The organism is Alkanindiges illinoisensis DSM 15370 (assembly GCF_000619845.1).
GTDB lineage: Bacteria > Pseudomonadota > Gammaproteobacteria > Pseudomonadales > Moraxellaceae > Alkanindiges > Alkanindiges illinoisensis.
The window spans coordinates 1,242,123-1,267,062 of record NZ_JHUX01000003.1 but is presented as its reverse complement, the minus strand read 5'-3'; the positions used below and the strand labels follow the sequence as shown (position 1 = coordinate 1,267,062).

Genomic DNA, 24,940 nt, shown 5'->3' with positions numbered 1-24,940 from the left:
TCAAGACATTCTTTTATTGGCACATTAAAAATTGCCCTGCTGATTGCCTGCACAGGCATAGAAATAAAATAATTGGAGTAAAATCGGCGGCTTTGATAGCATTGCGCCACTATAACTTTTTATCTCGCTGTTATGAAGGCATTTATTGCGCGTGCTGTGTTAATTGGGATATCTGTATTTTTGCTGGTTCAACTATGGATTTTTTCCAGTCTGGTGTGGTGGAAATACCAGCCGGTTGAGCGTTCCATGTTCATGCGCATTTATGAATGGAACTACAAACAGCCTGCCATTCGCCATGAATGGAAAGACAGTGACCGCATCAGTAATAACCTCAAGCGTGCACTCATTGCGGGTGAGGATGCCAAGTTTATCGACCATTCCGGTTTTGACTGGACCGGCATTCAACTGGCACTCACCAAAAATGAGAAAAAGGGTGAAGTGGTAGCGGGTGGTTCGACCATTAGCCAGCAATTGGCCAAAAACCTATTTTTGTTTAACCAGCGTTCTTATATTAGAAAAGGTCAGGAAGCCATTGCCACCTGGATGATGGAGCGGCTGTGGAGCAAGCAGCGCATTTTAGAGGTGTATGTTAACTCGGTAGAGTTTGGCAAGGGCATTTATGGTGCCGAAGCCGCCGCACAATATTATTTTGGCAAGTCGGCAGCCAATTTAAGCAAGAGTGAAGCTGCCCAGCTAGCTGCCTATTTGCCCAATCCCAAGTATTATCAGGATCATCCCTCTGACCGCAAGGTTCGCGCGCGCAAGGCCCGCATTCAGCGCTATATGGGTTATGTTCGCTTGCCAAAAGATGAGTAAAACCAGTCTAGTCTTAAGTTTTTTAACACTTAATAGCTGGTTTTTAAGCAGTTGTTATTGAACTGTCATTAAAAAGTAGCATACTGATTTTTAATGATGAGAAAAACTGGCATACATCCATGAATCAGCAGGTAGATATTCATCCTGAAACCTATACCTTTAATAATCGCTATATCAATCGCGAACTGTCCATTCTGGATTTTCACCTAAGGGTACTTGAACAGGCGGTTGATCCACTGCATCCTTTGCTGGAACGCCTGAATTTTTTGCTGATTTTTTCACGTAATCTGGATGAGTTTTTTGAAATCAGGGTGGCTGGTTTGCTACAGCAACTCAGCTTTAGCAATGAAAGCCGCACGCCCGATGGCCTGACACCGGCGGAAGTACTAGCCCAGATTTCGCAAACTGCCCATGCTGCCATTGAGCGCCAATACCGCATTTTAAATGAAGAAATCCTGCCGCAACTGGCCGAAGAAGACATTCGATTCCTGCGCCGTGATGAGCTAACCGAAGAACAGGCGGTTTGGGTTAAGCAATATTTTCATGAACAGGTATTGCCAGTATTAACCCCGATTAGCCTTGATCCGGCGCACCCGTTTCCACGTCTGGTGAATAAAAGCCTGAACTTTATTGTCACACTGGAAGGCAAGGACGCGTTTGGTCGCCAGATTAACCTTGCCGTGGTGCCAGCACCGCGCTCACTGCCACGGGTGGTACGCCTGCCGGATGAGCTGACCAATGGGCACGATCACCATGTCATGCTGTCGGCCATTATCCATGAGCATGTGAGTGACCTGTTTCCCGGTATGACCGCTACGGGTTGTTATCAGTTCCGGGTCACGCGTAATGCAGATATGGAGCTGGACGAAGATGTAGAAGACCTGGCCAAGGCGCTAAAAGGCGAACTGAATTCGCGCCGTTTTGGGCGTGCAGTGCGACTGGAAGTAACACAGAATTGCCCGGAGCAAATTATTACCTATTTGCTCAACCGCTTTCGCCTAAAACCTGCCCAGCTTTATAAAGTGGATGGCCCGGTGAACCTTGCGCGCCTGATTTCCAACTTTAACCGGCCTCACTTAAAGTACAAACCGTTTATTCCTGCCATTCCCAACGTGCTGCAAAAAAGTGAAAACATTTTTGAGGCCATGAAAAAGCAGGACATCCTGCTGCATCATCCGTTTGAGTCTTTTGCGCCGGTAATTACCCTGTTGCATCAGGCGGCCAATGACCCGCAGGTGCTGGCCATCAAGCAAACTTTGTATCGCAGCGGACCGGATTCTGAAATTGTCAAACTGCTGGCGGAAGCCGCACGCAATGGCAAGGAAGTCACTGCTGTGATTGAGTTGCGTGCGCGTTTTGATGAAGAATCCAACATTGCGGTAGCCAATATTTTGCAGGAAGCGGGCGCAGTGGTGGTGTATGGCATTGTGGGCTATAAGACCCATGCCAAGATGATTCTGGTGGTGCGCCGCGAGCAGGACAAACTGCACCGTTATGTGCATTTGGGCACTGGCAATTACCATGCAGGCAATGCGCGGATGTATACCGATTATGGCTTGCTGACGACGGATAAGGCGCTATCGGAAGACGTACATAAAATCTTTCAGGAACTCACCGGTATGGGCAAAATGGCCAAGCTGAAAAAGCTGCTGCATGCGCCGTTCACCCTGCATTCCCAATTATTAAGCTTTATTGAGGATGAAATCAAAAATGCCCGGGCAGGCAAACCCGCGCATATTATTGTCAAGGTCAATGCACTGACCGAGCAACAACTCATTGATGGGCTGTACCGGGCCTCACAGGAAGGCGTCAAGATTGACCTGATTATTCGCTCGATCTGCTGTCTGCGTCCGCAGTTGCCCGGCTTGTCTGACAACATTACCGTGCGTTCCATTGTAGGCCGCTTTCTGGAACATACACGGGTGTTTTATTTTGCCAATGCTGGGGCCGAACCACGTGTTTACTGTTCTAGCGCCGACTGGATGGACAGGAACCTGTTTTCGCGGGTAGAAGCCTGCTTTCCGATAGAAGACGCCAGCTTAAAAAAACGCATTATCCAGCAAGGCTTGCTGAACTATCTGGGAGATAACCAGCAGGTTTGGATTCTCAAAGGCAATGGCGAGTGGAAACGGCTGGTGGCTGACGAGAATGAACAGCCGCATATGGCACAGCAAATCTTACTGGACAAGTTATCACGGTAAAAAACAGTTTGCTTTCAAGGAACTAAGGCGTCAGTTTAGGACGTATAACGCTATAAAGTTTTAAACAGATCGGCTATAAAATCAGGGCCGATACTGCTTTGTTTTAGCCTGATTTATAATATGGGGTAGGGCAGCAGCAATATAAGGCAAGCTGTCATTGACCAATTTAAAAATTTGCATGACTGAATAAAACTTTAACCTGATTTATAGAAATACGTGGGGAATATCATGGAACTACATAGCAACCTTTATTATAAGCATCCTGATGCCAGCATCATGGATCAACTGGACAGCTTATTTACCCAGCATGAAGGCGACGAAAACCTGTTTCTGCAAGCGGCCGCAGCAATAAATGTAGATGAAGGCGCAGCACTTGCACAGGATTTACTGGATCAGGTGGATTCTGTGGAATTTGACCTTGGCCCGGAATCGGTATCCCACCTGGCTGGCTATTCCATTGCCCATTTTGTGCATGGTTCTGCCGGCGATGAATTTATTGAAGCGATCCTGCTATTTTTAAAGTCATTGTTGCCTGAAATTCATGCCCAAGCCTGGGGTTATGGCGATGACGATCCTTGGGAATTCTGGTTTAAGTTTGAGGGCGATGAACTCATCCGTGAGGATGATGAACCCTTTAATGACCCGGATGAAGATGAAGACATCAAGGCTTCCATTTATGGCTGGTGGCATCAGGATATGCCGGCAGAAATCAGGGAAGGGTTTTTAAACAGGGCACAGGATGATGATGAGTAGCATGAGCTTGTCTAAATGGATTCAATGTAACTAATGCGTCCAAATGCGTCCAGTAGATTAAGCTTGAATAAAAAACCCTTTCTATGGGGAAGGGTTTTTTAGTATGAGAGGTAGGTTTAAAAATTAATAATTGGCTCAAGCAATTTTGCCAGTTGGGCAAATTCGGCATGCAATGGCGTGCTTTTTCGGGTAAGCAATGCCAGTGTACGCTGTGGTGCCTGGTCAATGGACTTAACCTTGAGCTGGGGCTGGCCATTTAAAATCCCGGAATTAATGGCAATGGCGGGGAGCAGGGTAAAACCAAGCCGGGCCTGTACCATTTGAATCAGGGTAGGCAAGCTGCTGGCCGACAGGCTACTGGTTTGTTTTAAGTCACTAATGGAACAGGCACTTAACGTATGTTCACGCAGGCAATGGCCTTCTTCCAGCAACAATAGCCGTGATAAATCCAGATCAGCCATGTTGCGCGCACGGGAACAGTTGCTGTCCTGTTCGTGGTAAACCAGACACAGGGGTTCATCCCGCAGTTCCTGTACCATCAGGTTATGCGTATCAAATGGTAGTGCCAGCAAGACAATATCCAGTGTGCCATGTTCGAGTCGTTCTACTGCCTGACCACTCTGTGCTTCATGCAAAAACAGTTGCAGCTTAGGCATGTGTTGTCCAATGGATTGCAACAATGGCGTGAGCACAAACGGTGCAATAGTGGGAATCACACCCAGATGCAGCTCTCCGGTAAAGGGTTCGCTCATCTCCCGGCTCAGGCGCATTAAGTCCTGAGCATCGGCCAGCAGGAAACGCGCACGGCGTACCACTTCCTCGCCCAGTGGCGTCAGCCGTACATTCTGGCGGTCACGTTCAACCAGCACTCCGCCCAGCAGGCGCTCCAGCTCCATGATGCCACCAGACAGGGTAGACTGAGTAACAAAAGAGCGGCGGGCTGCCTCGGTAAAGTGCAGGGTTTCAGACAAAGTCACCAGATAGGAGAGTTGTCGCAGGGAAGGGAGTGCCGCCATAGTATTTACTTCACATGAGCCTGAATATGCTGGCTAAACAGTTTCACCAGCTGCGGTACAAAATATTTGGGAATGTCATGGCCCATGCCGTCAATGAGCTGGAACTTGGCATTTTTAATGGATTTTGCCACAGCACGGCCATGTGATGGCGGTAACAAGCGATCCTTGCTGCCATGCACTACCAGCGTAGGCTGCTTGATTTCACGGTCAACCTTGCTAAGCGAACCAGTGCACAGAATTGCCAGAAACTGCTGCATGACGCCAGCTGGATGGAAACTGCGACGATACAGTTTGCGGGCAGTTTCACGCGCTTCATCCAGATTAAAGTGGCCAGGAGAACCAATGGTGCTAAACAAACGCATGGAATGTGCCACCATACCTTCTTCATCAGTGGACTTGGGGCGGCCCATCAGACTCAGGAATTGCTTGGGAAAAGGCGGTGGTAGAAACGCACGGTTGTTACTGGTAAACAGCAAATTCAGGGTCTGGACTTTTTGTGGATATTTGGCAGCCAGAATCTGTGCAATCATGCCACCCATGGACGCGCCAATCACATGCGCTTTTTCAATGTGCAATGCATTCATCAAACGGCTGGTATCATCAGCCATGTCATACAGCGTATAAGGTGCGCCTTCATTAGGCAGGCCAAGGGTAAAACGGCCCATCAGTTTGAGGCTATTTAAGCGCGGGCCTTTATGGCGAATCTTGCTGGACAGGCCAATATCACGGTTATCAAAACGGATCACACGGTAACCCTGCTTGATGAGTGCTTCACAAAAATAATCTGGCCAGATGAGCATTTGAGCACCAAGACCCATAATCAGCAGAATTGTTTCCTGTTGCGGATTAGTATTGTCAATGCCACCAATTTCAAAATGCAACTGGATATTGTTGCCAATATCAATTTTACTTTCCTGCATTAAGTCGCAGTATTGAGAGGGTTGTAAACTGCTGAGGGCATTCATGGATTAACCTGCTGTGCTTATGGGTGATCACGCTTTATTAATGACAATAAGAATTGTCAAATTGCAGCTATCATAAATCATTTCATGAATTTTTAGCACAAATTATTGCCAATTTTTAGTGTTTTATTGGAAAAACCTATCTATTCAATATGTCCTGATACAGTGCATAATTTTCATGGTCATAACATACAAATATAACCTGTTGTAAAAACTGGCATTGGGGCAAATTTTGATGGATAGCCTGCACGGCAATCCGGGCTGCCCGCGCTTTTGGAAAACCATAAATACCCGTACTGATGTTGGGAAAGGCAATGCGGGTTAACTGGTGCTGGTCAGCCAGCTTTAAGCTCTGGTTGTAACAGGAAGCCAGTAGCCGGTCTTCATCATGTATACCACCTTGCCATACCGGGCCTACCGTATGAATCACAAATTGTGCTGGAAGCTGGCCTGCTGTGGTGATAACAGCATCGCCGGTTTTGCAGCCGCCTTGCCTGGCACGGATTTGCTGGCATTCCTGTAAAATCGCCGGGCCACCAGCATGGTGAATCGCCCCATCCACGCCACCACCACCCAGCAGAGAAGTGTTGGCCGCATTAACAATGGTATCTACGTTAATTTGGGTAATATCGCCCTGAACCAATTTAATTTTTCCAGACAAATCCGTCATGTCATACCTATAAAATAAGGCAGTTAAACCTGCCTTATTTTAAAACGCGAATGCTTAAAATCCATACTGCTGATTTGTTGGCTTAGCTTAGCTGGAAAGACTGTTTTTCAGCTTAGGCGCTAGCGGCTGGTAACAGGTCTGGTACCAGTTTGGTTAAAGCCATACGTTGCTTGCCTGCAGTTGCACCCAGCAATACAAAGCCACGTAATGTGCCGTCATTATCCATTGCCTTGGCCAGCATACCATCTTCAAATTGTTCGGTTTGCCATTCCACTTGCACGTCCGCAGGGGCAGGCAGCACAGTCAGTGGGGCAGCCGGGGTTTTTACGGCAACCGGCATGGCTGGATAATGCACGGCTGTGGAAGTGCCTGCCAGTGTTTTGGCCAGTGCCCGAGCCTGCTGCATAATTGGCATTACAAAGGGCAGCAAATGCCCGGCTACTTCAGCACAATCGCCAATGGCATAAATATCCGGCTGGCTGGTTTGCAGCAGGGCATCAACTTCAATACCGCGACTGGTCTGGATATTGGCAGCTTGTGCCAGTTGCAGATTGGGACGCAGGCCAATTGCTGACAGCACAATATCAACAATCAGTGTATTGCCGTTGGTCAGGCTCACTTCATAATCCTGGCCCGCGCGATTGATGCGTTGCACCGTAGTATTCAAGGCAAACTGTACACCAATATGTTCCAGGCCAGCCTGAAATGCCTGTGCCGTATCAGCAGGCAGTAGACGACCTAAGGGTTGGGGCGCAATATCAACTACGGTAACATCATGGCCCGTGGCTTTGAGGTCATTGGCAAATTCGCAGCCAATCAGCCCAGCGCCCAGCAGCAGTACACGCTTGTCCGTACGCAGTGACAGGGTATCGCGGAAAGTGCGGTAGTCAGCCAGTGAATTCACCACATGAATGTCTTCAGCGCCATCGCCTTCAATTGGCAACCGGATAGGATTGGCGCCTACGGCCAGAATCAGTTTGCTATAGACCTGTGTGGTTTGTTCGCCGTTCTGGTGTTTTAGTTGCAGCGTATGGTTTTCACAATCAACATGGCTCACGATTGTATGTGGCAAAATATTGATATTTAGCTGCGCACTCATTTTGGCAGAATCACCAAGACCAATCTGATCCGGATGCTTATTGCCAACCAGCGCATTGGACAAGGTGGGTTTTGCATAATTTACCGCGTCATCAGCACTAATCATGACCACAGGAGTGGTGGTATCAAGCTTACGGAACTCACGCGCCAGGGTATAGCCAGCCATGCCTGAACCAATGATGACAATCGGGTTCATCTGCAATTCTCCATCAGAAACATCAAAAAAGTAATAACAAAAATTTGAATGAAAATACGCATTCATGAAACGAAAAAAAGCCATGCAGATGAGGAGCTACATGGCTTAAAGCAAAACAGTCTTAGATTTCAATCATCTCAAAATCCATTTTGGATACGCCGCAGTCAGGGCAGGTCCAGTCATCAGGGATATCGTCCCATTTGGTACCGGGTGCAATGCCATCCTGTGGCCAGCCTTCTGCTTCATCATAAATCCAGCCACATACGATACATTGATACTTCTTCATCATCATCTCCAAAACTGTCCTGCCCGTGGGAAAATGCCTGGGGCAACATGCCTGAATTGTGCCATTGCACAGGACAATTTGTAACGCCAAAAATCCAAAAAAACCGTGCAAAACCCCAAAAAAAGAGTTATTGCTCTAAATTTGCCACACGTTAACCATCTGCACGCAATTTGTCGAGTGCATTTTGATAGTGATTGGCGTGACGTTTTTCGACAGTGGTTAGTGCAGCAAAGCGTTTGGCTGCTTTTTCCAGCACGGCCTTGAACTGTTCGGCATGTACGCGTGATTCTTCAATCTGCTCATCATATTCATTCACGGCTGCCTGATTGCCTTCCTCAACGGCCAGATGGCGAAACTTGGGATACATTTCAGTGTATTCATAGGTTTCGCCTTCAATGGCTATTTCCAGCGCGCGGGCAGGTGTCATTTTGGCTTTGGGATACAGCAGATCCAGATGGCCAAAGGCATGCATCACTTCCTGATTGGCAGTTTCTTCAAAAATGCGCGCGGTGTCTTCATCACCCATCTCGCGTGCCAGCTTGGCAAAGTAGCGATACTTGATGTGTGCCATTGCTTCACCGGCAAAGGCAGCTTCCAGATTTTCAATAGTGACGGAAACGGGTTTTATCTCTGAATTGTGCATGATTATCCTCATAAAGAATGCAGGCTATTATTGGGAAAGCTTAAGTAGCGCGCTGGCGTTACCGGGCTGGCTGCTTGAGCAATAAAGCCAGTATCAGGTAAAATGATTTAAATGTAAAAACGATTGTTTTTATAAAAATAATTGGTTTTTTAGATGCAAGGAAATAGAGTAGTAATAGGTTAGAACTACTTTGTCTTATACAGGCGGTAATCAGACAAAGTAGTTCTAATAATTAACGCATCACTATTAAGTTAATTTCAAGCCATAGCAGATTTCTTAAACACCACAACCTTGGTCGTTGTGTCTTGCACTATCTGATCATGCTGGTTTTTGGTCAGGCTATGATAGGTGACGATGCCCATATTGGGCTTACTTTGCGAAATCTTAATATCTACAATTTCAGCTTCAACACGCAAGGTATCACCGGGGCGGGTGGGCGTGGGCCATTTTAAATGGCAATCAATACCAATCAGGCCGTTGGCAATATGCAGGGTTTCAGTCCATAGCTTCATGGTAATGGATGCAGTTTGCCAGCCACTGGCAGCCAGCCCATTAAACAGGGTGTCCTTGGCCAGCTCATCATCCAGATGAAACGGCTGAGGATCATATTCACCCGCAAATTCCAGCAGCTTGTCTTTTTCCAGTGTATAGCTTGGGCTGGTAAAGCGATCGCCAATGTTTAAGTCGTCCAGATACAATGGAGCAGGCATGCAGTTAATCCTCATAATTAATATTAAATAATAGTGTCATAAATTAATTATTTAATAATTTTTCAGTGTTGTCCATGATAACGCTTTACCCTTTAGCCGATGTGAAAGCATAAATCAGCAACGGAAGTGCGTCATACAGGCATAAAAAAATAGTCATCCTAAAACGAATATAGGATGACTACGTGAGTAAAGCGGAGCAAACCAGACTTAATACAATGCCTTTAATTTTTAAGCGTTATAAAAATGGATTAAGGCGTCAGGATCACTTTACGGCATTCCTGCTCACGCTGCTCAAAAATGCGATAACCTTCAGCGGCATCTTCCAGCTTCATGCGATGGGTAATGATAATTTCCGGATTCAGGTCACCATTTTCAATGTGTTCGAGCAACTCTGGCAGGAAGTGATGCACATGGGTTTGACCCATTTTAAAGGTCAGGCCTTTATCAAAGGCATCACCAAACAGGAAGCCATGAATTGGCCCGGCATAAACACCCGGTACACTGACCACACCGCCACGGCGCACCGCAGCAATACATTGACGCAGTGCAGCACCACTGGAACCTTCAATTTTCAAGTTGGTAAGTACCGTTTCTATCATGCTGCCTTTGGCTTCAAAACCAATCGCATCAATCACAGCATCCACACCACGCTTGCCAGCCGTATTTTCAATGATAAATTCGGCAGCATCCACCCGGTCAAAATTTACCGGAATAGCACCGTAGGTTTCCCGCGCATAGTTCAGGCGGTATTCATGATGATCGACCATAAAAATCTGTTCTGCACCCAGCAAACGCGCGCAAGCTGCTGCCATTAATCCTACGGGACCAGCCCCATAAATGGCCACACTGGAGCCTTTTTTAACTTGTGCGTTCACTACCGCTTGCCAGCCAGTCGGCAAAATATCGGTGAGGAACAGAACTTTTTCATCCGGCAGGGAACCTGGCACTTTAAAGGGTCCGACATTACCTTTTGGCACGCGAACATATTCCGCCTGACCACCCGGTACACCACCATACAGATGACTATAGCCAAACAGGGCTGCACCCGGTGGAATCTGTTTCTTGTTTAAAATCGCACCACGGTCAGGGTTGGTATTTTCACAGGCGGCTGTCAGGTCGTGCTCACAAAAGAAACAGTGACCACAGGCAATCACAAACGGAATAATGACACGGTCGCCCTTTTTCACTTCAGTGACTTCGGGACCAACTTCTTCAACGATGCCCATAAATTCATGGCCGAAAATGTCGCCATGCTTGGTAGCAGGAATCTTGCCGCGATACAGGTGTAAATCAGAACCACAAATAGCTGTTGCAGTGACTCGCAAAATGACATCATCGGGTTCCTGAATTACTGGATCTGCAACCGTTTCTACTCGAACATCCTTGGCACCATGGTAAGTCAATGCGCGCATTGTTATATCCTCAAATATTAGAATGAAAGCTGAAGCTATCGGTCTTAAAACGTCTAGCTATACTGCCAGTCGCTGATGCGCTGTCTCAATCTGGTTAGGTATTAAAAACAATGACTGCATGTTAATTACATGAGAGTTATAAGAGTCTAAGGTTAAAAAGTGTACATCTGCGTAAACATTAAAAAGGCCTTATGCCAAAACTTTATTTATGGATAAAGCGCTTTTCTTTGATAGATCGGTAGGATGAGTTTGCTTTGCTGTCAATATAAGGGTTTTCTGCTATGATTGCTGCCTTATTTTTTCCTAACGCTTAGAGGCAGATAATGGCGCAGTCAGGTCAGCACAATTTAGGCCAAGCCACGTCGGATCAAGTTCCGGACGATCAACAAATTTCTGAAAACGACTTAATTGCGCAGCGTCATGCCAAGCTGAATGCTATTGTAGAAAAGGCCAAGCAAGCAGGCAGCAATGCATGGCCAAATCACTTTAAACGTGATCATTATGCGGGTGACTTGCAGGAACAATACAAGGACAGCAGCAAGGAGGATCTGGCAGCGACTACTATTCCGGTTACTGTTGCTGGACGCCTGATGCTTAACCGTGGCTCGTTCATGGTGATGCAGGACATGACAGGCCGTATCCAGTTATATGTAAACCGCAAAGTCTTGTCTGCTGACGAACTGGAATTGATCAAGCAACTTGACCTTGGCGACATTATTGCAGCCAAAGGCACGCTGGCTCGCTCAGGCAAGGGCGATTTGTATGTGGATTTGACCAGTATTGAATTACTGACCAAATCCTTACGTCCATTACCCGACAAGTTTCATGGCTTAAGCGATACCGAAGCCAAATACCGCAAGCGTTATCTTGATTTAATCACCAACGAAGACACCCGCCGCACCTTTGAAATCCGCGCCAAAGTGATTGCCGGTATCCGTGAATACCTGATTGGCGAGCGCTTTATGGAAGTGGAAACGCCCATGATGCATGTGATTCCGGGTGGGGCAGCCGCGCGTCCGTTTGTGACTCATCACAATGCGCTGGACATGGAGCTGTATTTACGCATTGCACCAGAATTGTATTTAAAGCGTTTGGTGGTTGGCGGTTTTGAGCGTGTATTTGAAATTAACCGCAATTTCCGTAATGAAGGCGTGTCTACACGGCACAATCCTGAATTTACCATGATTGAGTTTTATCAGGCTTATGCCGATTACAAAGACCTGATGCAGCTCACTGAAAACATGCTTTCAAGCCTGGCACTGGATATTCTGGGCAGTACCGATGTGCCGTATCAAGGCGAAGTATTCAGTTTTAAAGGCCCTTATAAAAAGATTTCCATGGTTGATGCCATTCTGGAAAACAACCCTGAACTGACTCGCGACCAAGTGAATGACCGCGAGTTTCTGGCTGGCTTTGTGCAAAATACCTTAAAAGAGCAGGTGAAACCGGGCTTTGGCTTGGGCAAACTGCAAACTATTGTGTTTGAAGAAACCGTAGAAACCAAGCTGCGCCAACCCACCTTTATTACTGAATATCCGGCAGAAACCTCACCGCTGGCCCGTCGTAGCGATACCAACCCGCATGTGACTGACCGCTTTGAATTCTTTATTGGCGGGCGCGAACTGGCTAATGGCTTTAGCGAGTTAAATGACCCGATTGATCAGGCCGAGCGCTTCCAGGCGCAGGTGGCTGAAAAAGATGCGGGTGATGATGAAGCCATGCATTATGATGCCGACTTTGTTGAAGCGCTGGAATACGGCTTGCCCCCAACCGCAGGCCAGGGCATTGGCATTGACCGTTTGGTGATGCTGTTTGCTGATGCGGCCAGTATCCGCGATGTGATTTTGTTTCCACATATGAGACGCAAAGATTAGCAGAGCCACTCCGCGTTGCTACGTCTTGCGAAGCAATACTTCTCATCTGCTTGCGCCGCAAGTGAAAAATCTGTGATTTTTCTGTGGCATAAAAAATAGCGTACCAATAAAAAGCCCATCATTTATTTGGTGGGCTTTTTATTGGTCAGTAGGTTAACCTAAAGCTGTGATTGCCTTATATACTCGTTGACAGTTTTGACCGTCCCGATGCGCAAAGAACCGGTCAATTTTTTCGAGATAGTTTGGGCTAAGCTGTCCGCCATTTGCCAAGATACTTTGTAGTGTCGATAACAGCTCATTCTGAGTAGTGACTAATGGTCCTAGCGCTTCATTTTCATGGTCGATATTGCCTTTGCCGGCAATATGATGCGACAATACTTTATCGCGATCAAAGTGATAGCCAATTACTGGTTTATCCAGCAGTGCCATTTCAAACTGTACTGAGGAATAATCAGTAATCATTAGGCTGGATTTCAAAAACAACTCCTGAATAGAAGTATCCAGATGCTGACGTACCTCAATATAATCTGGTAACTCAAATAGATGCAGGTAGGGCTGTATATTGACATGCGGGAAAAAGATAAGCCGATAGCCAAATTCATCGCATAATTGCTTAAGATGCGCACTGACTAAAAAGCCTTTCCAGTGTTTATAATAATCTGATGCGGTAAACTGGGCATTAAGATCTCTATTATGCGTTAAACCAACTTTATAGCCTGTAATATAAGTTCGCCAGGTAGGCATCACCAGGATTACTTTGTCCTGATATTTATGCTTGTTTTTAATTAAAAAGTCATGTCTGGGCAAGCCTAAAAGTTTGGCTTCTTCTGTTGTGTATTTATATTTGGAACCATCATGGCAAATAGAATGATGTTCTAATAGAGAGCTTGTAATCAACAGGTCAATATTTTTACTATTTAAAATCATGGATAAATCCGCCAAAATCATCCCATGCGTTAAAAAGATATACTGTTTATGGCTTAATGTATTTTTGCCAAATAAATGTGTGACATAATAATCAAAATGAGAGCTGATTAATTTGGAACAATAATTTAAAGCTTCTTCATGATCTTTACTTGCAAACTCAATAAGCTGAAAACCTTCTTGTTCAAGTCGTGGCCAATCATGTGAATCCTTTCTTAATACAAAGTAAATATTTTTTCTAAAGCGCTTGGTATAGCGATATAAGTGTTCAGCATTATCGTCTGCCTGAATATCGCGATCCATAAATAGCCAGCAATTAATATATTTGCTTGTAGATACAGGTTTAGGCAACTGCTTTTGGTAGGCTTTAAGTGCACTATGGGGCAGACCGCTAGTGAATAGCTGATTGTTAAAATGAATTGTTGTTAAACGATTATCGACTAAAATCTTCAACTGCTGTTCTGCTTTAGGAAAATCAATCCAGACCCGTTTTTCCTTAATAAATAACTTGTCCAGATACTGATGATGAATAAGTTTTTGGGTAACGGGTTCAACCAAAGTATTGCCGTGTAGGATATTTATCTTTACATCATTGGCTGAAAAATATTTAATCAGCAAACGATTAGATTCAAAATTTATCTTCTCCACATAGGTATTAACAACGATAGGAGAAACCTGATATAAAAGGTTTAAAATTCCACTTAAAAAAAACTCAAGTTTACGAAGGGAAGGAAATTTTCTAAGTTCTTCGAGCGTAAGTTCCTTGGCCAAGCCAACTAATAATTCTAAAAAATCCTGGGCTGCGTCTGTAGTGGCAAAAACTTGGCTTAAAGGCTTATTGTAATTTTGCTTTATATTCTTGGCTATATAATAAAGTATTACCTGCTTAATATAAGTTGGGATAGTATCCTGATAGGCCTGTTTTGTCTGCCTAATTACAGCAATAAATGCCTGTTTAATGGCATCAACATTTTCCTGGGAAAGTTTGGGTGCATCTTTTGGCGGTGAGTAAGTTCTAACCGGTGATTTTCTTAACAGGATATGGGGTTCGCGAAGAAATACAATTTTTTCATCCAGCATAACCAGAAGATAATGATTAGAAAGTAAGGCACCTGAGTAATGTTTTAAATGTTCATTAAATTTAAGACTATATTGTTTAATAATAGCTGTTTTGAATAGTAACCCATATGAACTATAAATAAAATGATCTTTTAGCTCATGCTTATATACGACTGTTTCTGCTTGTTTAAATCGCCATGATTGCGAATCACGGCATTCATATTTATTTTGTACAGTATCAAATACTAAGCTATTACTCACAATTAAACCAATTAATGGATCACTCAGTTTTTGCTCAATTTGGTTAAAAAAATCCGATGAGTAAAAATCATCTGCTTCAATATAGGTTACCCAATCAGATTGTAATAGAGGTAAAGCCAGATTTCTATTGACCAGCTTTTCAGTAGTGGTCGTTTGATAGTAATCAACATTAGAAGCATAATGCTCCTGATATTTTCTCACCATATTAAGACTATTATCTTTACTGGGACTAACCAGAAACAGGATACCCACTGAAGTATTAAAGCTGGGACTGATTGATTCAAATAGCTGCTGTAAGGATTTCTCAGCATTTTTAACATTGACTACAACTGTTAGCTTTTTATCAAGAAAAGCGATATTACCCAATGTCAAGGTTTCCCATTCTTTTTGGACACTAGCACTAAAGCTGGCAAAGCCTTTACGGTCTATTCTTAAAAATAGATTATTTGTGTTTAAGGAAAAATAATTATCTTTGATAGTTAATATAATAAATAATTCAGGAACCTGGTTGGAATCTGGTATTAATTCTCCTGATTTATTAATTTTAAAATAAATTTTTTTATGATTATGAAAATAATATAAATAGGCTTTATCATTTTTACATTCTAAATGAATATATGCATCACTATTTACAATATCTTCAGGTAGTTTACCTATAACTTGTTTTATCTTTATATCATAGACTAATCTATGATGATGATAAGTTTCAAGATAATAATTTTCTGAGTAGTCAACAAATTTTTCCTGATCAAGTTTTAGCATTCTTAGCTCTGTATTAGCAGTAAATTGGGTTACTCATTTAATAATAATGAAGCTAGAATAGTGCCATATACAGTATAGTGTTTGTAAAAATATTAATTACTGCCTAATAAGTAGCCAATAATTAATATTTTGAAAAGTTCTTTTAGTTCTTAGAGCTTTAAAGACTATGAAGCAAAAAATCCTACTTATCTAACAACCAAAAACCCAGTCACTTCTTCACGGTCATGGTATAACTGGCGAAATTGCAGGCGTTCAATTTTTTTACCGGCCTGTTTCAATCGTTCTTCAATAATCTCACGGCAGTATTCCACTTCATCCAGCCGGGTTTTCATGGGCAGTTTCAGGTTAAACATGGCGCGCTTCGCATCGCCATCCGCCAGCCAGTCGGCCATCAATTGCGCCACACGAGCTGGTTTTTCCACCATATCGCATACCAGCCAATGTACTGGACGCGGTGGCCGATACACAAATCCGTCGGCTTTGATGTGTTCAACCTGACCAGTTTCCATGATTTTTTCATTCATGGCACCATTATCAATCGCAACCACCTGCAAGCCATGTTTTACCAACTGATAAGTCCAGCCACCGGGGCAAGCGCCCAGATCCACAGCCGTTAAGCCTTCACGCAGCCATTCTGCCTGTTCTTCCTTGTCCATAAAATAGGCAAAGGCTTCGGCCAGTTTTAGGGTAGAGCGGCTCGGGGCATCCTGTGGCATTTTCAGGCGCGGAATGCCCATTGGCCATTTCAGGGTTTCACCGGGTTCACTCACACCAAGCCAGGCCGCTGTACCATCAATAAACACCAGATGGGCACGCTGTTTGGCATCACGGTTTAAAATGTTGGCTTTACCAGCTGCAGATAGCAGTGGTTTTTGCAGGCGGTGAAACAAATCTGCCATGCTGTTGCCGTCGTTGGTATCGGTATTATCAAAATAAATCGCACTGTAGGATTGATCTTCCAGCGCACTTAAAATCGGGGTAATCCGGTCTTTATTATCAAAATAAACCGGTGTTTTGCTAATCAGCTTGACCACTTGGCGGGCAAAAATAAGCTCGGATGTTTTCGGAAACTGCTTGCTTTGCCCAAACCAGATCACCTGACCGCTCAGTTTTTCAAATTTGACATAGCCATCGGCACCACGCTCACCAAACCAGCGTTCAAGCTCGCTACTGCACTCGCGCTCAAAGCCAATGCGACACAAAGCCAGTATGCCAACAATGGGCGGATTTTTAGGAGAATGTGACATAACCGTTTAGCAATACAAAAAGAGTCGGCTTATTATAGGCGGCTTTTGCAACGGATAGGTCTTTTAGCCCGTTTAATTTTTAAATACTACAGTTGCTAAAAACTCATCTTAATAACAATCAATTCATGTACCTTTTTTAAGTTCATTTTAAGAAAATCAAGAATATGTGCTTATTTTTGCTGGAATTTTACTAAAAGCTTACAGCAAGCCTACATCGAATTGAGAATCGTTTGCTACGGTTAGGGGTATTTGATCAATGACAGTTAAGGAGCAGGCCGTGTCGGTTTATTTTCGTTCTTTGGGTATTTCCGCACTCATTGTGTCCAGCTTGGGGATGGCAAGTGCTGCCTTTGCTGAATTTAAGCAGGCACCATTACCTTATTCGTCAGGTGCGCTGGAGCCATCCATTGATAAGCAAACCATGGAAATTCACTATGGCAAGCATCACAAGGGCTACGTCGATAACCTAAACAAGGAAATCAAGAACTATCCTGCACTGGACAAAATGAGTATTGAGCAGGTACAGGCACAAATTTCCAAATACAATACTGCAGTGCGCAACAATGCTGGCGGCCACTATAACCACAGTTTTTTCTGGGAAAGCTTAAGTCCGAAAGCCAAGGCAGGTAAACCCAGCGAGGCATTACTCAAACAAATCAATGCTGACTTTGGCTCGCTGGATGCCTTTGAGCAAAAATTTAATGAGGCAGCAACCAGCCGTTTTGGTTCTGGCTGGGCATGGTTAGTCATGACACCAGATCATAAACTGATGGTTACTTCGACCCCTAATCAGGACAATCCATTGATGGATATTGCCGAAACAAAAGGCCAGCCTTTACTCGGTCTGGATGTTTGGGAGCATGCCTATTATCTGAAATACCAAAACAAGCGTGCTAATTATACCAAGGCATTCTGGAATGTGGTGAACTGGAACAAGGTCAACCAGCGCTTTGAGGCAGCAATGAAATAGCGGTAAACGCTTGTGAAGGCTGGTGCTGAAAACAGCTTTTAGCTTTTGAAATAAAACCAGCCAAACTAAAACCAGTTAAACCAGAAACCAGCTAAAATAAGGCTGGTTTTTTTATTGAATTGGTTTTGCTGTGATTCATATTATTTTATTTGAGCCGGAAATTCCCAGTAATACCGGTAATATTATTCGCCTGTGTGCGAATACTGGGGCCAAGCTGCATTTGGTTGAACCATTGGGTTTTGAACTGGAAGACAAAAAATTAAAACGGGCAGGGCTGGATTACCATGAGTGGGCAGAGCTTAAAATCTGGCCATCCTTGCAGCCTTGCCTTGATGAGCTAAAAACACTGGGTATTGAAGCTGTTTTTCCGCTCACTACCAAAGGCCAGCATTCGCCGTTTGACCGTAACCTTAACCGTGATGTGGCTTTTTTGTTTGGGCCAGAAACCCGTGGCTTGCCAGAAGAAGTGCGCATGAGTTTTCCGTTTGAACACTGGTTGCGCTTGCCGATGCAGCCTGAATCGCGTAGTCTGAATTTGTCCAATTCAGTGGCAGTAATGATCTATGAAGCATGGCGACAGCAGGGCTTTCAATAGCAAAGTTTTTGCAAACAATGTCTCTATCAGTAAGGTCTTAGGCAACTGGAAATTTCATTACAGCACATCGCCTGCGTTGCCGGACTTTATTCAGCCTGACGATAAAATTGTTATGTTTGACGCCGTGTGCAAGCTATGCACGGGCTGGAGCCGGTTTTTGATTCGGCACGATACACTGGAAAAATTCAAATTATGCAGTGTACAGTCGCCAGAGGGTCAGGCGATTTTAACCTCGCTTGGCATGCCTACAGATCACTTTGACACCATGCTACTGATTGAAGGCCATCACATGTATGAACGCAGTGATGCCTTGTTGCGTATCATGCAGCAGTTACCGTTTCCATTTACTGTGCTGGCAGCCGGGCGGGTTATTCCCAGAGCATGGCGAGACTGGGCCTATGATCATGTGGCAACCCGACGCTATAAACTGTTTGGGCAGCATGCACAGTGTCTGGTGCCGACTTCAAAAATCCGTAAGCGGTTTTTAGATCATGCAATCTAGTACTTTGGCCCGTTTGGGCTTGAGTTTTTTATTTATTTATCAGGGACTGGTGCCCAAGCTCATTTTTCTGGATAAAACCGAGCTATATATTAATCAGCAGCATTTAGAACTGCTCCCGATCCAAAATTTACTTACACCAGAACTTATGGCTCAATTGGCAGGAATAAGCGAAATCCTGCTTGGCATACTGATTCTAATTTTTCCGAGAAAAAATTGGCCAGTCTGGCTGGCTTTTATTGCCTTGGCTTTGCTGCTACTGGATATTATGGTGTTAGTACCAGAATTACTAAGCGGGGCATTTAATCCGGTTATTAGTAATATTGTTGGGATGCTGCTGGCATGGATTGCCCTTAAGACCAAAACTGATCCATGGCATATCAAGCTGACTTAAGCAAAAAAATCTGGCACCATAAATAAAAAAAAATCCCGCATTAAGCGGGATTTTTCTTGGCCGTAACGCTAATGCAATTTAAGCCCAGGCTTTTTGCAAAATAGCCTTGAGGTCAGCTCTTGAGGCTTCACGCGGATTAAAAATAATTGAACCGTCATCCAGTGCCTTGGCAGCAATTTCATCCAGTTGCGCTTCAGTGACCTTGCCGGTTTCTTTTAAGGTACGTGGCAATTTGGTACGCTCAAATAACACATCACGTACTTCACGAATATGCTGAATAGCCTTGGAAGCACGCTGGCTGGCTGGTGTGCTGGCGTAAACTTCCGGGCCGGCCAGTGGCAGTAGCAACTCAGCAATTTTGTCACCATTTACAGACTGGTTATATTCCAGTACATAGGGCATAAACAGGTTCATGCACAAGCCATGTGGCAAGTGAGCAACAGCGCCAGTGGCATGACCCAATGAGTGCACCAGTCCTACCATTGCATTAGAGAACGCAATTCCTGCCATGGTAGATGCCTGAGCCAGTTCTAAGCGGGCATCAGTATTGGACGGCTCATCCAGTACCTTGATCAAATTGGCACTGATTTTCTTGATGGCGGCAAATGCATAAGCATCACTGATCGGGTTGGAACCCAGACAGGTATAAGCTTCCACGGCATGCGTCATGGCGTCCATAGCCGTCATGGCAGTGATGTGCGGCGGCAGGGTTGCGGTCATGCGCGGATCTAGAATGGCTGCATGTGGCATCAGGAAGTAAGAGGCAAATGCCAGCTTCACATTCTTTTCAATATCAGATACTACTGCAACTGCCGTCACTTCAGAGCCTGTGCCTGCTGTTGTTGGCACCACAAAAAATGGCTTTAACGGACGTGGCAGGTTATGAGCACCAGAGTATTTCAGCAGGTCATCACCGCCTTCAGACACCAGAATATTCACGCCTTTAGAGGTGTCAATGACTGAACCACCGCCTACAGCAATAATGGCATCACAATTGTTCTGGCGGTACAGTTCAGCTGCTGTGCGTACTGTTTGCAGGCTGCTATCAGGTGGTACATCATCAAAGATTACTGCAATACTGCTGTCAGTGCTTTCAAAAGCGGCTTGAATAGGTTCCAGCAAATTGTTGCTGCGCACGCCCTTGTCAGTAATGATCATGGCGCGCTTGGCACCCAGGGTTGCCAGTTCAAAAGGAATATGCTCCAGTGCTGCACTCCCTGCAATGACTTTTACTGGGCAAAAGAATTCATAATACGGCTTGGCCATAATTAGCTCCGTTTAATATAGGTTTGAGCAACTTTAAGATAAATGCGTGAAGCAAGGTTTAATTTTTGCGTGAAGCTCAGGTCTTCCGGATATTGCTTGACCGCTAGCTTTGCAACCATTTTTGGCAGAATTAAAGCTTCCATCTTGTTCAGGCAGCGCACCAAACGAATGGCATAGGACAAATCACCATCGGCCACCATACGGTCATTGGCAAACGCCCGTGCTGTACCTTCCTGGAAACTAAATACCAGAAACGCATGGGAAATATGCTTGAAGGTAACTGTCAAATCAGGTTTGCCGCCAAAATTTTTCAATAGCGACAGTGAACCATCAGGCTGGCTTTGTGCTGTAAAATCGGGGCCGTTTGGAAACACCGTCATTCTTACAATAAAACCAGCCGGGAATCCTTTCGTTTCATTATGAATCTCAGGGTCAACCTGACTTGCTGAGGTAAGGCCGCGACCGATGACGTCCATCATCAGGGCGACATAGGCACGCTGTGCTGCCGGAAGAAGTTTATTGGTTGGTTTCACTACGCATTCTCTATCATCAATAGTTAAGTGAAATGGCTAAAACTTATCTTTAGAGTATTTACTCTAATTTTCATCCCTACAATAACAGATTGTTTAGACAAGTCCAGTCTTAATACTGGAAAATATATGCTGTTTTTCGATTAAATACCTTATTTGAATGCAAATTTGCTCAAAATTTGGTGGACTGTCCAGTACATCACTCAATCTGATCATTTGCAGGCCCGCGTAACCGCATGGGTTAATCCGGGAAAAACCTTCCAGACTGCAATCCATGTTTAGGGATAACCCGTGATAGCTGCAACCCTTGCGAATCTTGAATCCCAGCGAGGCAATTTTCTGCTCATTAATATAAACACCCGGTGCATCTTTTTTGGCATAGGCACTTAGGCCATAGTGTTTGAGCAGATCAATGATGAGCTGTTCGGTAAAATTGACTAAATCGCGCACGTTCCATTTGAGCCGATTGAGGTCAAACATCAGATAACCCACCAGTTGACCCTTGCCATGCCAAGTGACTTGACCACCCCGGTCTGTTTGCACAATCGGCAAGTCTGGCGAAGGAAACAACACATGCTCCGGTTTACCAGCTTGGCCTTGGGTGAGCACATCATCATGCTGTAATAACCAGAGCTGGTCAGCGTCTTGTTTGGTTCTGGTTTCCGTAAACTGCTTCATCGCTGCAAAGGTCGGTTCGTAGTGTTGCAGGGTCGAGAATTGCGTAATGAGGAGAGAAGGTTGAGTGATCATAGAAATATTAATTTAAGAATGATAATTATCTTCCCAGCCATTTTTTTGCCAAAAGTTGAGATGATGACAGGCGACTAAAAATCCAGTATTGAAATTATCCAAATCTAAATTTAACTTGGGAATAGATATTTCAAACCCACCACAGGTAGGCATTACTGCCATTATTGCACCTATGGACTTACTTATTGCACTTAGAGATTTATTGGATAATTGAAAGGATTCAATAAGTGCTAAAAAATAGTTCAAAGCTTGTTTTCTATCTTGTAATGCAATAGCAACAGCTAATTGCGGGGAAATATCACTTCCCTGACTAAAACAATGTTTTATTGCTTCTACAAAGTTATTATCGTAATTCGACATAATTAACATATAGGCGATAAGGTGTTCGCGCCAAGATTGCGTGGAAAGCAATAACTTAATTTGAGTTGAACTATCAATGATCTGAAAAAGTTCTTGATAATAACTAATATTCACTTTCTCTGGATAATTTAAAGCAATTAGATAATAAGTATTTTCACCACTAATTGTATGAAGTTGCTCAAAGATATCTAACATTAAATGTCTTTAAATCAAATAAATAGTTAATCATATACTAATTAAAAAGCGCTGATCCCTCAACGCTTTTAATTAGACTTACTACAACGCCGTCTTAATATGCTCACAAGCTTTTAAATCGGCATACAGGGCATGCACCTGTTCCATATTTTCAAAGCGCAACTGGGCACGAATGGAGTGATAATTACCTTTGCTGGAGGGCTGCACCACAATATTATTCGAATCAAAATCTGGGAAATGCTTCAAAAAAATCGCTTCTACCTCATCGCGCAATTCAGGCACAGCGTTGCCAATTAACCGGATTGGATAATCCATCGGAAATTGCCATAGCTCTTCATTTAAGGGCTGAATATTTTGGTTGTCGCTCATTGTTTACTCTCTAATTTTAAATATTAAACACTATATTGGGATGATTCTATTAAACTAAAGGGCAGTCTGCTGGCTTCATGTTAAGTGTTCAAAAAACAGTTTCATACGATCATGGTACTGGCATCATTTTAAAATTTTATCCAATAAAAATGCCTGCATTCAGCAGGCATTTTTAAAATTATTCAAATACTGAAAAATTAATCATTTTCCAGGAATGAACGCAGATGTTCAGAGCGGGAAGGGTGACGCAATTTGCGTAATGCCTTGGCTTCAATCTGGCGAATCCGCTCACGGGTTACGTCAAACTGCTTGCCGACTTCTTCCAAGGTATGATCGGTTGGCATATCAATACCAAAACGCATTTTCAACACTTTAGCTTCACGTTCAGTCAGGTTGGCCAGCACTTCACGGGTCGCTTCACGCAGGCCTTCAGACGTTGCTGCTTCTACAGGTGAAGTGATGTTGGTGTCTTCAATGAAATCGCCCAGGTGTGAATCTTCATCATCACCGATAGGGGTTTCCATAGAAATCGGTTCTTTGGCAATTTTTAGTACCTTGCGAACCTTCACTTCATCCATTTCCAGACGTTCACCCAGTTCTTCAGGCGTTGGCTCACGGCCCATTTCCTGCAATAACTGACGTGAAACACGATTGATTTTGTTGATGGTTTCAATCATGTGTACCGGAATACGAATTGTGCGCGCCTGATCCGCAATGGAGCGGGTAATTGCCTGGCGAATCCACCAGGTCGCATAGGTCGAGAATTTGTAACCACGGCGGTATTCAAACTTGTCCACCGCTTTCATCAGACCAATGTTACCTTCTTGAATCAGATCAAGGAACTGCAGACCACGGTTGGTATATTTCTTGGCAATCGAAATAACCAGACGCAGGTTGGCTTCCACCATTTCCTTTTTTGCGCGGCGTGCTTTGGCTTCACCAATGGCCATGCGCTTGGAAATATCCTTGATTTCAGCCACACGTAACGATAGTTCAGTTTCAATATCGGCAATTTTTTGCTGGAAAGCCAGTACATCAGCACGTACCGCATTCAGGTAAGAGGCAATTGCCGGTTCCTGCTCAATTTGCTCATCCAGCCAGTCAGTACGCGATTCACTGCCTGGGAAAGTCTTGCGGAAACGGTCACGGTTCATACGGCCACGACGCACGCTATAACGCATGATTTCACGTTCACTCAGGCGAATCTGCTCATGCGTGTCGCGGATCATGGCAGTCAGCTGGTCAGACAGGCGTGGCGTGAGTTTGAACATCATGAATACAGTTGCCATTTCAGTCAGGGCAGTTTCAGCCTGCTCGGAATGACGGCCATGCGCTTCAATTGCTGCTTTAACGGCATCTAGGCGTTCCTGCAATTCAGTGAAGCGAACACGGGCAATTTCAGGATCCGGGCCAGACTCAACTTCATCATCGGAGCTGTCGCCGTCTTCTTCCTCTTCATCATCATCGGCCACTTCTGCTTTAGCAACAGCAGGCGCTTCTTCATCGGCCAGCAGCTCTTCATCAATGACTTCAGGAATTTCTTCATCGCTATCCGGGTCAAGGTAACCCGACAGGATATCTGCCAAACGGCGTTCGCCAGTAATGGTTTCCTGATATTCCTGCAATACCACATCCACGGCACCCGGCCAGTGGGCAATGGCATGTAATACATCACGGATTCCATCTTCAATGCGTTTTGCAATGCTGATTTCGCCTTCACGGGTTAGCAGTTCTACTGTACCCATTTCACGCATATACATGCGCACCGGATCAGTGGTACGACCCGGTTCATTTTCTACAGAGGCAAGAACGGCAGCTGCTTCTTCGGCAGCCACTTCATCATCACTGGCATCCGGATTGTCTTCCAGCAGGATTTCATCAACTTCAGGGGCGCGGTCGTGCACAGGAATGCCAACATCGTTAAGCATCTGAATGATGTCTTCAATCTGCTCACTTTCTGTTATGGAGTCCGGTAGATGATCGTTGACTTCGGCATAGGTCAGGTAGCCCTGTTCCTTGCCTCGGCTAATTAAAGCCGCTACTTGCGAGGTAGGAGATTGCAAATCGCTCATCGTTCGTCACTCTTAATGTTTATCAGTGGCTTAGGGCAATCGCGCATGGT

The 24,940-nt window shown here is 44.6% G+C and carries 24 protein-coding genes; 8 read left to right on the top strand and 16 right to left on the bottom strand.

The features are described from left to right. The first annotated feature begins 132 nt into the window (after positions 1–132). From mtgA to Q337_RS0106380, 3 genes are all read left to right on the top strand, one after another. Entirely contained in the window at positions 133–816 is a 684-nt protein-coding gene (mtgA, locus tag Q337_RS0106395) for a monofunctional biosynthetic peptidoglycan transglycosylase (protein ID WP_026470895.1), read from the top strand. 119 nt (positions 817–935) lie between these two features. Then, the gene (ppk1, locus tag Q337_RS0106390; protein WP_026470894.1) at positions 936–3,017 is read left to right on the top strand and encodes a polyphosphate kinase 1; all 2,082 of its coding nucleotides are present in this window, start codon (positions 936–938) and stop codon (positions 3,015–3,017) included. 228 nt (positions 3,018–3,245) lie between these two features. Beyond that, positions 3,246–3,770 (top strand): hypothetical protein, encoded by a 525-nt coding sequence (locus Q337_RS0106380; RefSeq protein ID WP_026470893.1) that lies wholly within the window; start codon positions 3,246–3,248, stop codon positions 3,768–3,770. Positions 3,771–3,886: 116 nt separating this feature from the next. On the opposite strand, the gene Q337_RS0106375 is transcribed toward Q337_RS0106380, so the two are convergent. The 8 genes from Q337_RS0106375 to Q337_RS0106340 form a co-directional block, all read right to left on the bottom strand. Further along, positions 3,887–4,786, bottom strand: a complete 900-nt coding sequence (locus Q337_RS0106375; RefSeq protein ID WP_026470892.1) for a hydrogen peroxide-inducible genes activator — start codon at positions 4,784–4,786, stop codon at positions 3,887–3,889. Positions 4,787–4,791: 5 nt separating this feature from the next. After that, positions 4,792–5,751: an alpha/beta fold hydrolase gene (locus Q337_RS0106370; protein WP_026470891.1), complete on the bottom strand. Its 960-nt coding sequence runs from the start codon at positions 5,749–5,751 to the stop codon at positions 4,792–4,794. A gap of 136 nt (positions 5,752–5,887) precedes the next feature. Continuing rightward, the gene (locus tag Q337_RS0106365; protein ID WP_034279239.1) at positions 5,888–6,418 is read right to left on the bottom strand and encodes an O-acetyl-ADP-ribose deacetylase; all 531 of its coding nucleotides are present in this window, start codon (positions 6,416–6,418) and stop codon (positions 5,888–5,890) included. A gap of 112 nt (positions 6,419–6,530) precedes the next feature. Next, positions 6,531–7,712 (bottom strand): FAD-dependent oxidoreductase, encoded by a 1,182-nt coding sequence (locus Q337_RS0106360; RefSeq protein ID WP_026470889.1) that lies wholly within the window; start codon positions 7,710–7,712, stop codon positions 6,531–6,533. 121 nt (positions 7,713–7,833) lie between these two features. After that, positions 7,834–7,998, bottom strand: a complete 165-nt coding sequence (gene rubA, locus Q337_RS0106355; RefSeq protein WP_026470888.1) for a rubredoxin RubA — start codon at positions 7,996–7,998, stop codon at positions 7,834–7,836. A 151-nt stretch (positions 7,999–8,149) separates the two neighbouring features. Continuing rightward, positions 8,150–8,641, bottom strand: coding sequence for a rubrerythrin family protein (locus tag Q337_RS0106350; protein ID WP_034279238.1), 492 nt, complete (start codon positions 8,639–8,641; stop codon positions 8,150–8,152). 257 nt (positions 8,642–8,898) lie between these two features. Beyond that, a complete protein-coding gene (locus Q337_RS0106345) occupies positions 8,899–9,351 on the bottom strand; it encodes a MaoC family dehydratase (RefSeq protein WP_034279237.1) in 453 nt (150 codons plus the stop codon). Positions 9,352–9,599: 248 nt separating this feature from the next. Continuing rightward, positions 9,600–10,763: a zinc-dependent alcohol dehydrogenase gene (locus Q337_RS0106340; protein WP_026470885.1), complete on the bottom strand. Its 1,164-nt coding sequence runs from the start codon at positions 10,761–10,763 to the stop codon at positions 9,600–9,602. A 323-nt stretch (positions 10,764–11,086) separates the two neighbouring features. Between Q337_RS0106340 and lysS the strand changes: the two genes are divergently transcribed. Continuing rightward, positions 11,087–12,637, top strand: coding sequence for a lysine--tRNA ligase (gene lysS, locus Q337_RS0106335; protein WP_026470884.1), 1,551 nt, complete (start codon positions 11,087–11,089; stop codon positions 12,635–12,637). Between the two features lie 153 nt (positions 12,638–12,790). Here the strand turns inward: lysS and Q337_RS18320 are convergent, their stop codons facing one another. Together Q337_RS18320 and rlmM are read right to left on the bottom strand one after the other, a co-directional pair. Beyond that, positions 12,791–15,643, bottom strand: coding sequence for a CDP-glycerol glycerophosphotransferase family protein (locus tag Q337_RS18320; protein ID WP_026470883.1), 2,853 nt, complete (start codon positions 15,641–15,643; stop codon positions 12,791–12,793). Positions 15,644–15,828: 185 nt separating this feature from the next. Then, the gene (gene rlmM, locus Q337_RS0106325; RefSeq protein ID WP_034279236.1) at positions 15,829–16,890 is read right to left on the bottom strand and encodes a 23S rRNA (cytidine(2498)-2'-O)-methyltransferase RlmM; all 1,062 of its coding nucleotides are present in this window, start codon (positions 16,888–16,890) and stop codon (positions 15,829–15,831) included. Positions 16,891–17,224: 334 nt separating this feature from the next. Between rlmM and Q337_RS0106320 the strand changes: the two genes are divergently transcribed. The 4 genes from Q337_RS0106320 (at position 17,225) to Q337_RS0106305 (ending at position 19,348) form a co-directional block, all read left to right on the top strand. Next, positions 17,225–17,860, top strand: coding sequence for a superoxide dismutase (locus tag Q337_RS0106320; RefSeq protein ID WP_211253600.1), 636 nt, complete (start codon positions 17,225–17,227; stop codon positions 17,858–17,860). A gap of 130 nt (positions 17,861–17,990) precedes the next feature. After that, positions 17,991–18,455: a tRNA (cytidine(34)-2'-O)-methyltransferase gene (locus Q337_RS0106315; RefSeq protein ID WP_026470880.1), complete on the top strand. Its 465-nt coding sequence runs from the start codon at positions 17,991–17,993 to the stop codon at positions 18,453–18,455. After that, complete coding sequence (locus tag Q337_RS0106310) at positions 18,424–18,957, top strand: thiol-disulfide oxidoreductase DCC family protein (RefSeq protein ID WP_084494737.1); 534 nt, start codon at positions 18,424–18,426, stop codon at positions 18,955–18,957. The genes Q337_RS0106315 and Q337_RS0106310 overlap by 32 nt, the downstream gene beginning before the upstream one ends. Further along, positions 18,947–19,348: a DoxX-like family protein gene (locus Q337_RS0106305; RefSeq protein WP_026470878.1), complete on the top strand. Its 402-nt coding sequence runs from the start codon at positions 18,947–18,949 to the stop codon at positions 19,346–19,348. The genes Q337_RS0106310 and Q337_RS0106305 overlap by 11 nt, the downstream gene beginning before the upstream one ends. A 78-nt stretch (positions 19,349–19,426) precedes the next feature. Here Q337_RS0106305 and Q337_RS0106300 read toward each other — a convergent pair whose 3' ends face one another. From Q337_RS0106300 to rpoD, 6 genes are all read right to left on the bottom strand, one after another. Continuing rightward, complete coding sequence (locus tag Q337_RS0106300) at positions 19,427–20,614, bottom strand: iron-containing alcohol dehydrogenase (protein ID WP_026470877.1); 1,188 nt, start codon at positions 20,612–20,614, stop codon at positions 19,427–19,429. Between the two features lie 2 nt (positions 20,615–20,616). Beyond that, positions 20,617–21,147 carry a hypothetical protein gene (locus Q337_RS0106295; RefSeq protein ID WP_026470876.1) on the bottom strand — a complete coding sequence of 177 codons (531 nt, stop codon included), beginning with the start codon at positions 21,145–21,147 and terminating at the stop codon, positions 20,617–20,619. 93 nt (positions 21,148–21,240) lie between these two features. After that, entirely contained in the window at positions 21,241–21,894 is a 654-nt protein-coding gene (gene lipB / locus Q337_RS0106290) for a lipoyl(octanoyl) transferase LipB (protein WP_026470875.1), read from the bottom strand. Positions 21,895–21,906: 12 nt separating this feature from the next. After that, positions 21,907–22,449, bottom strand: a complete 543-nt coding sequence (locus tag Q337_RS0106285; protein WP_026470874.1) for a hypothetical protein — start codon at positions 22,447–22,449, stop codon at positions 21,907–21,909. Positions 22,450–22,530: 81 nt separating this feature from the next. Beyond that, positions 22,531–22,818 (bottom strand): YbeD family protein, encoded by a 288-nt coding sequence (locus Q337_RS0106280; protein WP_026470873.1) that lies wholly within the window; start codon positions 22,816–22,818, stop codon positions 22,531–22,533. Between the two features lie 197 nt (positions 22,819–23,015). After that, a complete protein-coding gene (gene rpoD, locus Q337_RS0106275; protein ID WP_026470872.1) occupies positions 23,016–24,890 on the bottom strand; it encodes an RNA polymerase sigma factor RpoD in 1,875 nt (624 codons plus the stop codon). Between the last annotated feature and the right edge of the window lie 50 nt (positions 24,891–24,940).

Excerpts from the sequence above, each read along its gene's own strand:
- lysS (WP_026470884.1), top strand. The coding sequence starts at position 11,087 with ATGGCGCAGTCAGGTCAGCACAATTTAGGCCAAGCCACGTCGGATCAA.
- Q337_RS0106345 (WP_034279237.1), bottom strand. The coding sequence starts at position 9,351 with ATGCCTGCTCCATTGTATCTGGACGACTTAAACATTGGCGATCGCTTT.
- Q337_RS0106350 (WP_034279238.1), bottom strand. The coding sequence starts at position 8,641 with ATGCACAATTCAGAGATAAAACCCGTTTCCGTCACTATTGAAAATCTG.
- Q337_RS0106375 (WP_026470892.1), bottom strand. The coding sequence starts at position 4,786 with ATGGCGGCACTCCCTTCCCTGCGACAACTCTCCTATCTGGTGACTTTG.
- Q337_RS0106380 (WP_026470893.1), top strand. The coding sequence starts at position 3,246 with ATGGAACTACATAGCAACCTTTATTATAAGCATCCTGATGCCAGCATC.
- ppk1 (WP_026470894.1), top strand. The coding sequence starts at position 936 with ATGAATCAGCAGGTAGATATTCATCCTGAAACCTATACCTTTAATAAT.
- rpoD (WP_026470872.1), bottom strand. The coding sequence starts at position 24,890 with ATGAGCGATTTGCAATCTCCTACCTCGCAAGTAGCGGCTTTAATTAGC.
- Q337_RS18320 (WP_026470883.1), bottom strand. The coding sequence starts at position 15,643 with ATGCTAAAACTTGATCAGGAAAAATTTGTTGACTACTCAGAAAATTAT.
- mtgA (WP_026470895.1), top strand. The coding sequence starts at position 133 with ATGAAGGCATTTATTGCGCGTGCTGTGTTAATTGGGATATCTGTATTT.
- Q337_RS0106360 (WP_026470889.1), bottom strand. The coding sequence starts at position 7,712 with ATGAACCCGATTGTCATCATTGGTTCAGGCATGGCTGGCTATACCCTG.
- rlmM (WP_034279236.1), bottom strand. The coding sequence starts at position 16,890 with ATGTCACATTCTCCTAAAAATCCGCCCATTGTTGGCATACTGGCTTTG.
- Q337_RS0106305 (WP_026470878.1), top strand. The coding sequence starts at position 18,947 with ATGCAATCTAGTACTTTGGCCCGTTTGGGCTTGAGTTTTTTATTTATT.
- rubA (WP_026470888.1), bottom strand. The coding sequence starts at position 7,998 with ATGAAGAAGTATCAATGTATCGTATGTGGCTGGATTTATGATGAAGCA.
- Q337_RS0106320 (WP_211253600.1), top strand. The coding sequence starts at position 17,225 with ATGGCAAGTGCTGCCTTTGCTGAATTTAAGCAGGCACCATTACCTTAT.
- lipB (WP_026470875.1), bottom strand. The coding sequence starts at position 21,894 with ATGATCACTCAACCTTCTCTCCTCATTACGCAATTCTCGACCCTGCAA.
- Q337_RS0106310 (WP_084494737.1), top strand. The coding sequence starts at position 18,424 with ATGAAGCATGGCGACAGCAGGGCTTTCAATAGCAAAGTTTTTGCAAAC.
- Q337_RS0106340 (WP_026470885.1), bottom strand. The coding sequence starts at position 10,763 with ATGCGCGCATTGACTTACCATGGTGCCAAGGATGTTCGAGTAGAAACG.
- Q337_RS0106365 (WP_034279239.1), bottom strand. The coding sequence starts at position 6,418 with ATGACGGATTTGTCTGGAAAAATTAAATTGGTTCAGGGCGATATTACC.
- Q337_RS0106370 (WP_026470891.1), bottom strand. The coding sequence starts at position 5,751 with ATGAATGCCCTCAGCAGTTTACAACCCTCTCAATACTGCGACTTAATG.
- Q337_RS0106280 (WP_026470873.1), bottom strand. The coding sequence starts at position 22,818 with ATGAGCGACAACCAAAATATTCAGCCCTTAAATGAAGAGCTATGGCAA.
- Q337_RS0106285 (WP_026470874.1), bottom strand. The coding sequence starts at position 22,449 with ATGTTAGATATCTTTGAGCAACTTCATACAATTAGTGGTGAAAATACT.
- Q337_RS0106300 (WP_026470877.1), bottom strand. The coding sequence starts at position 20,614 with ATGGCCAAGCCGTATTATGAATTCTTTTGCCCAGTAAAAGTCATTGCA.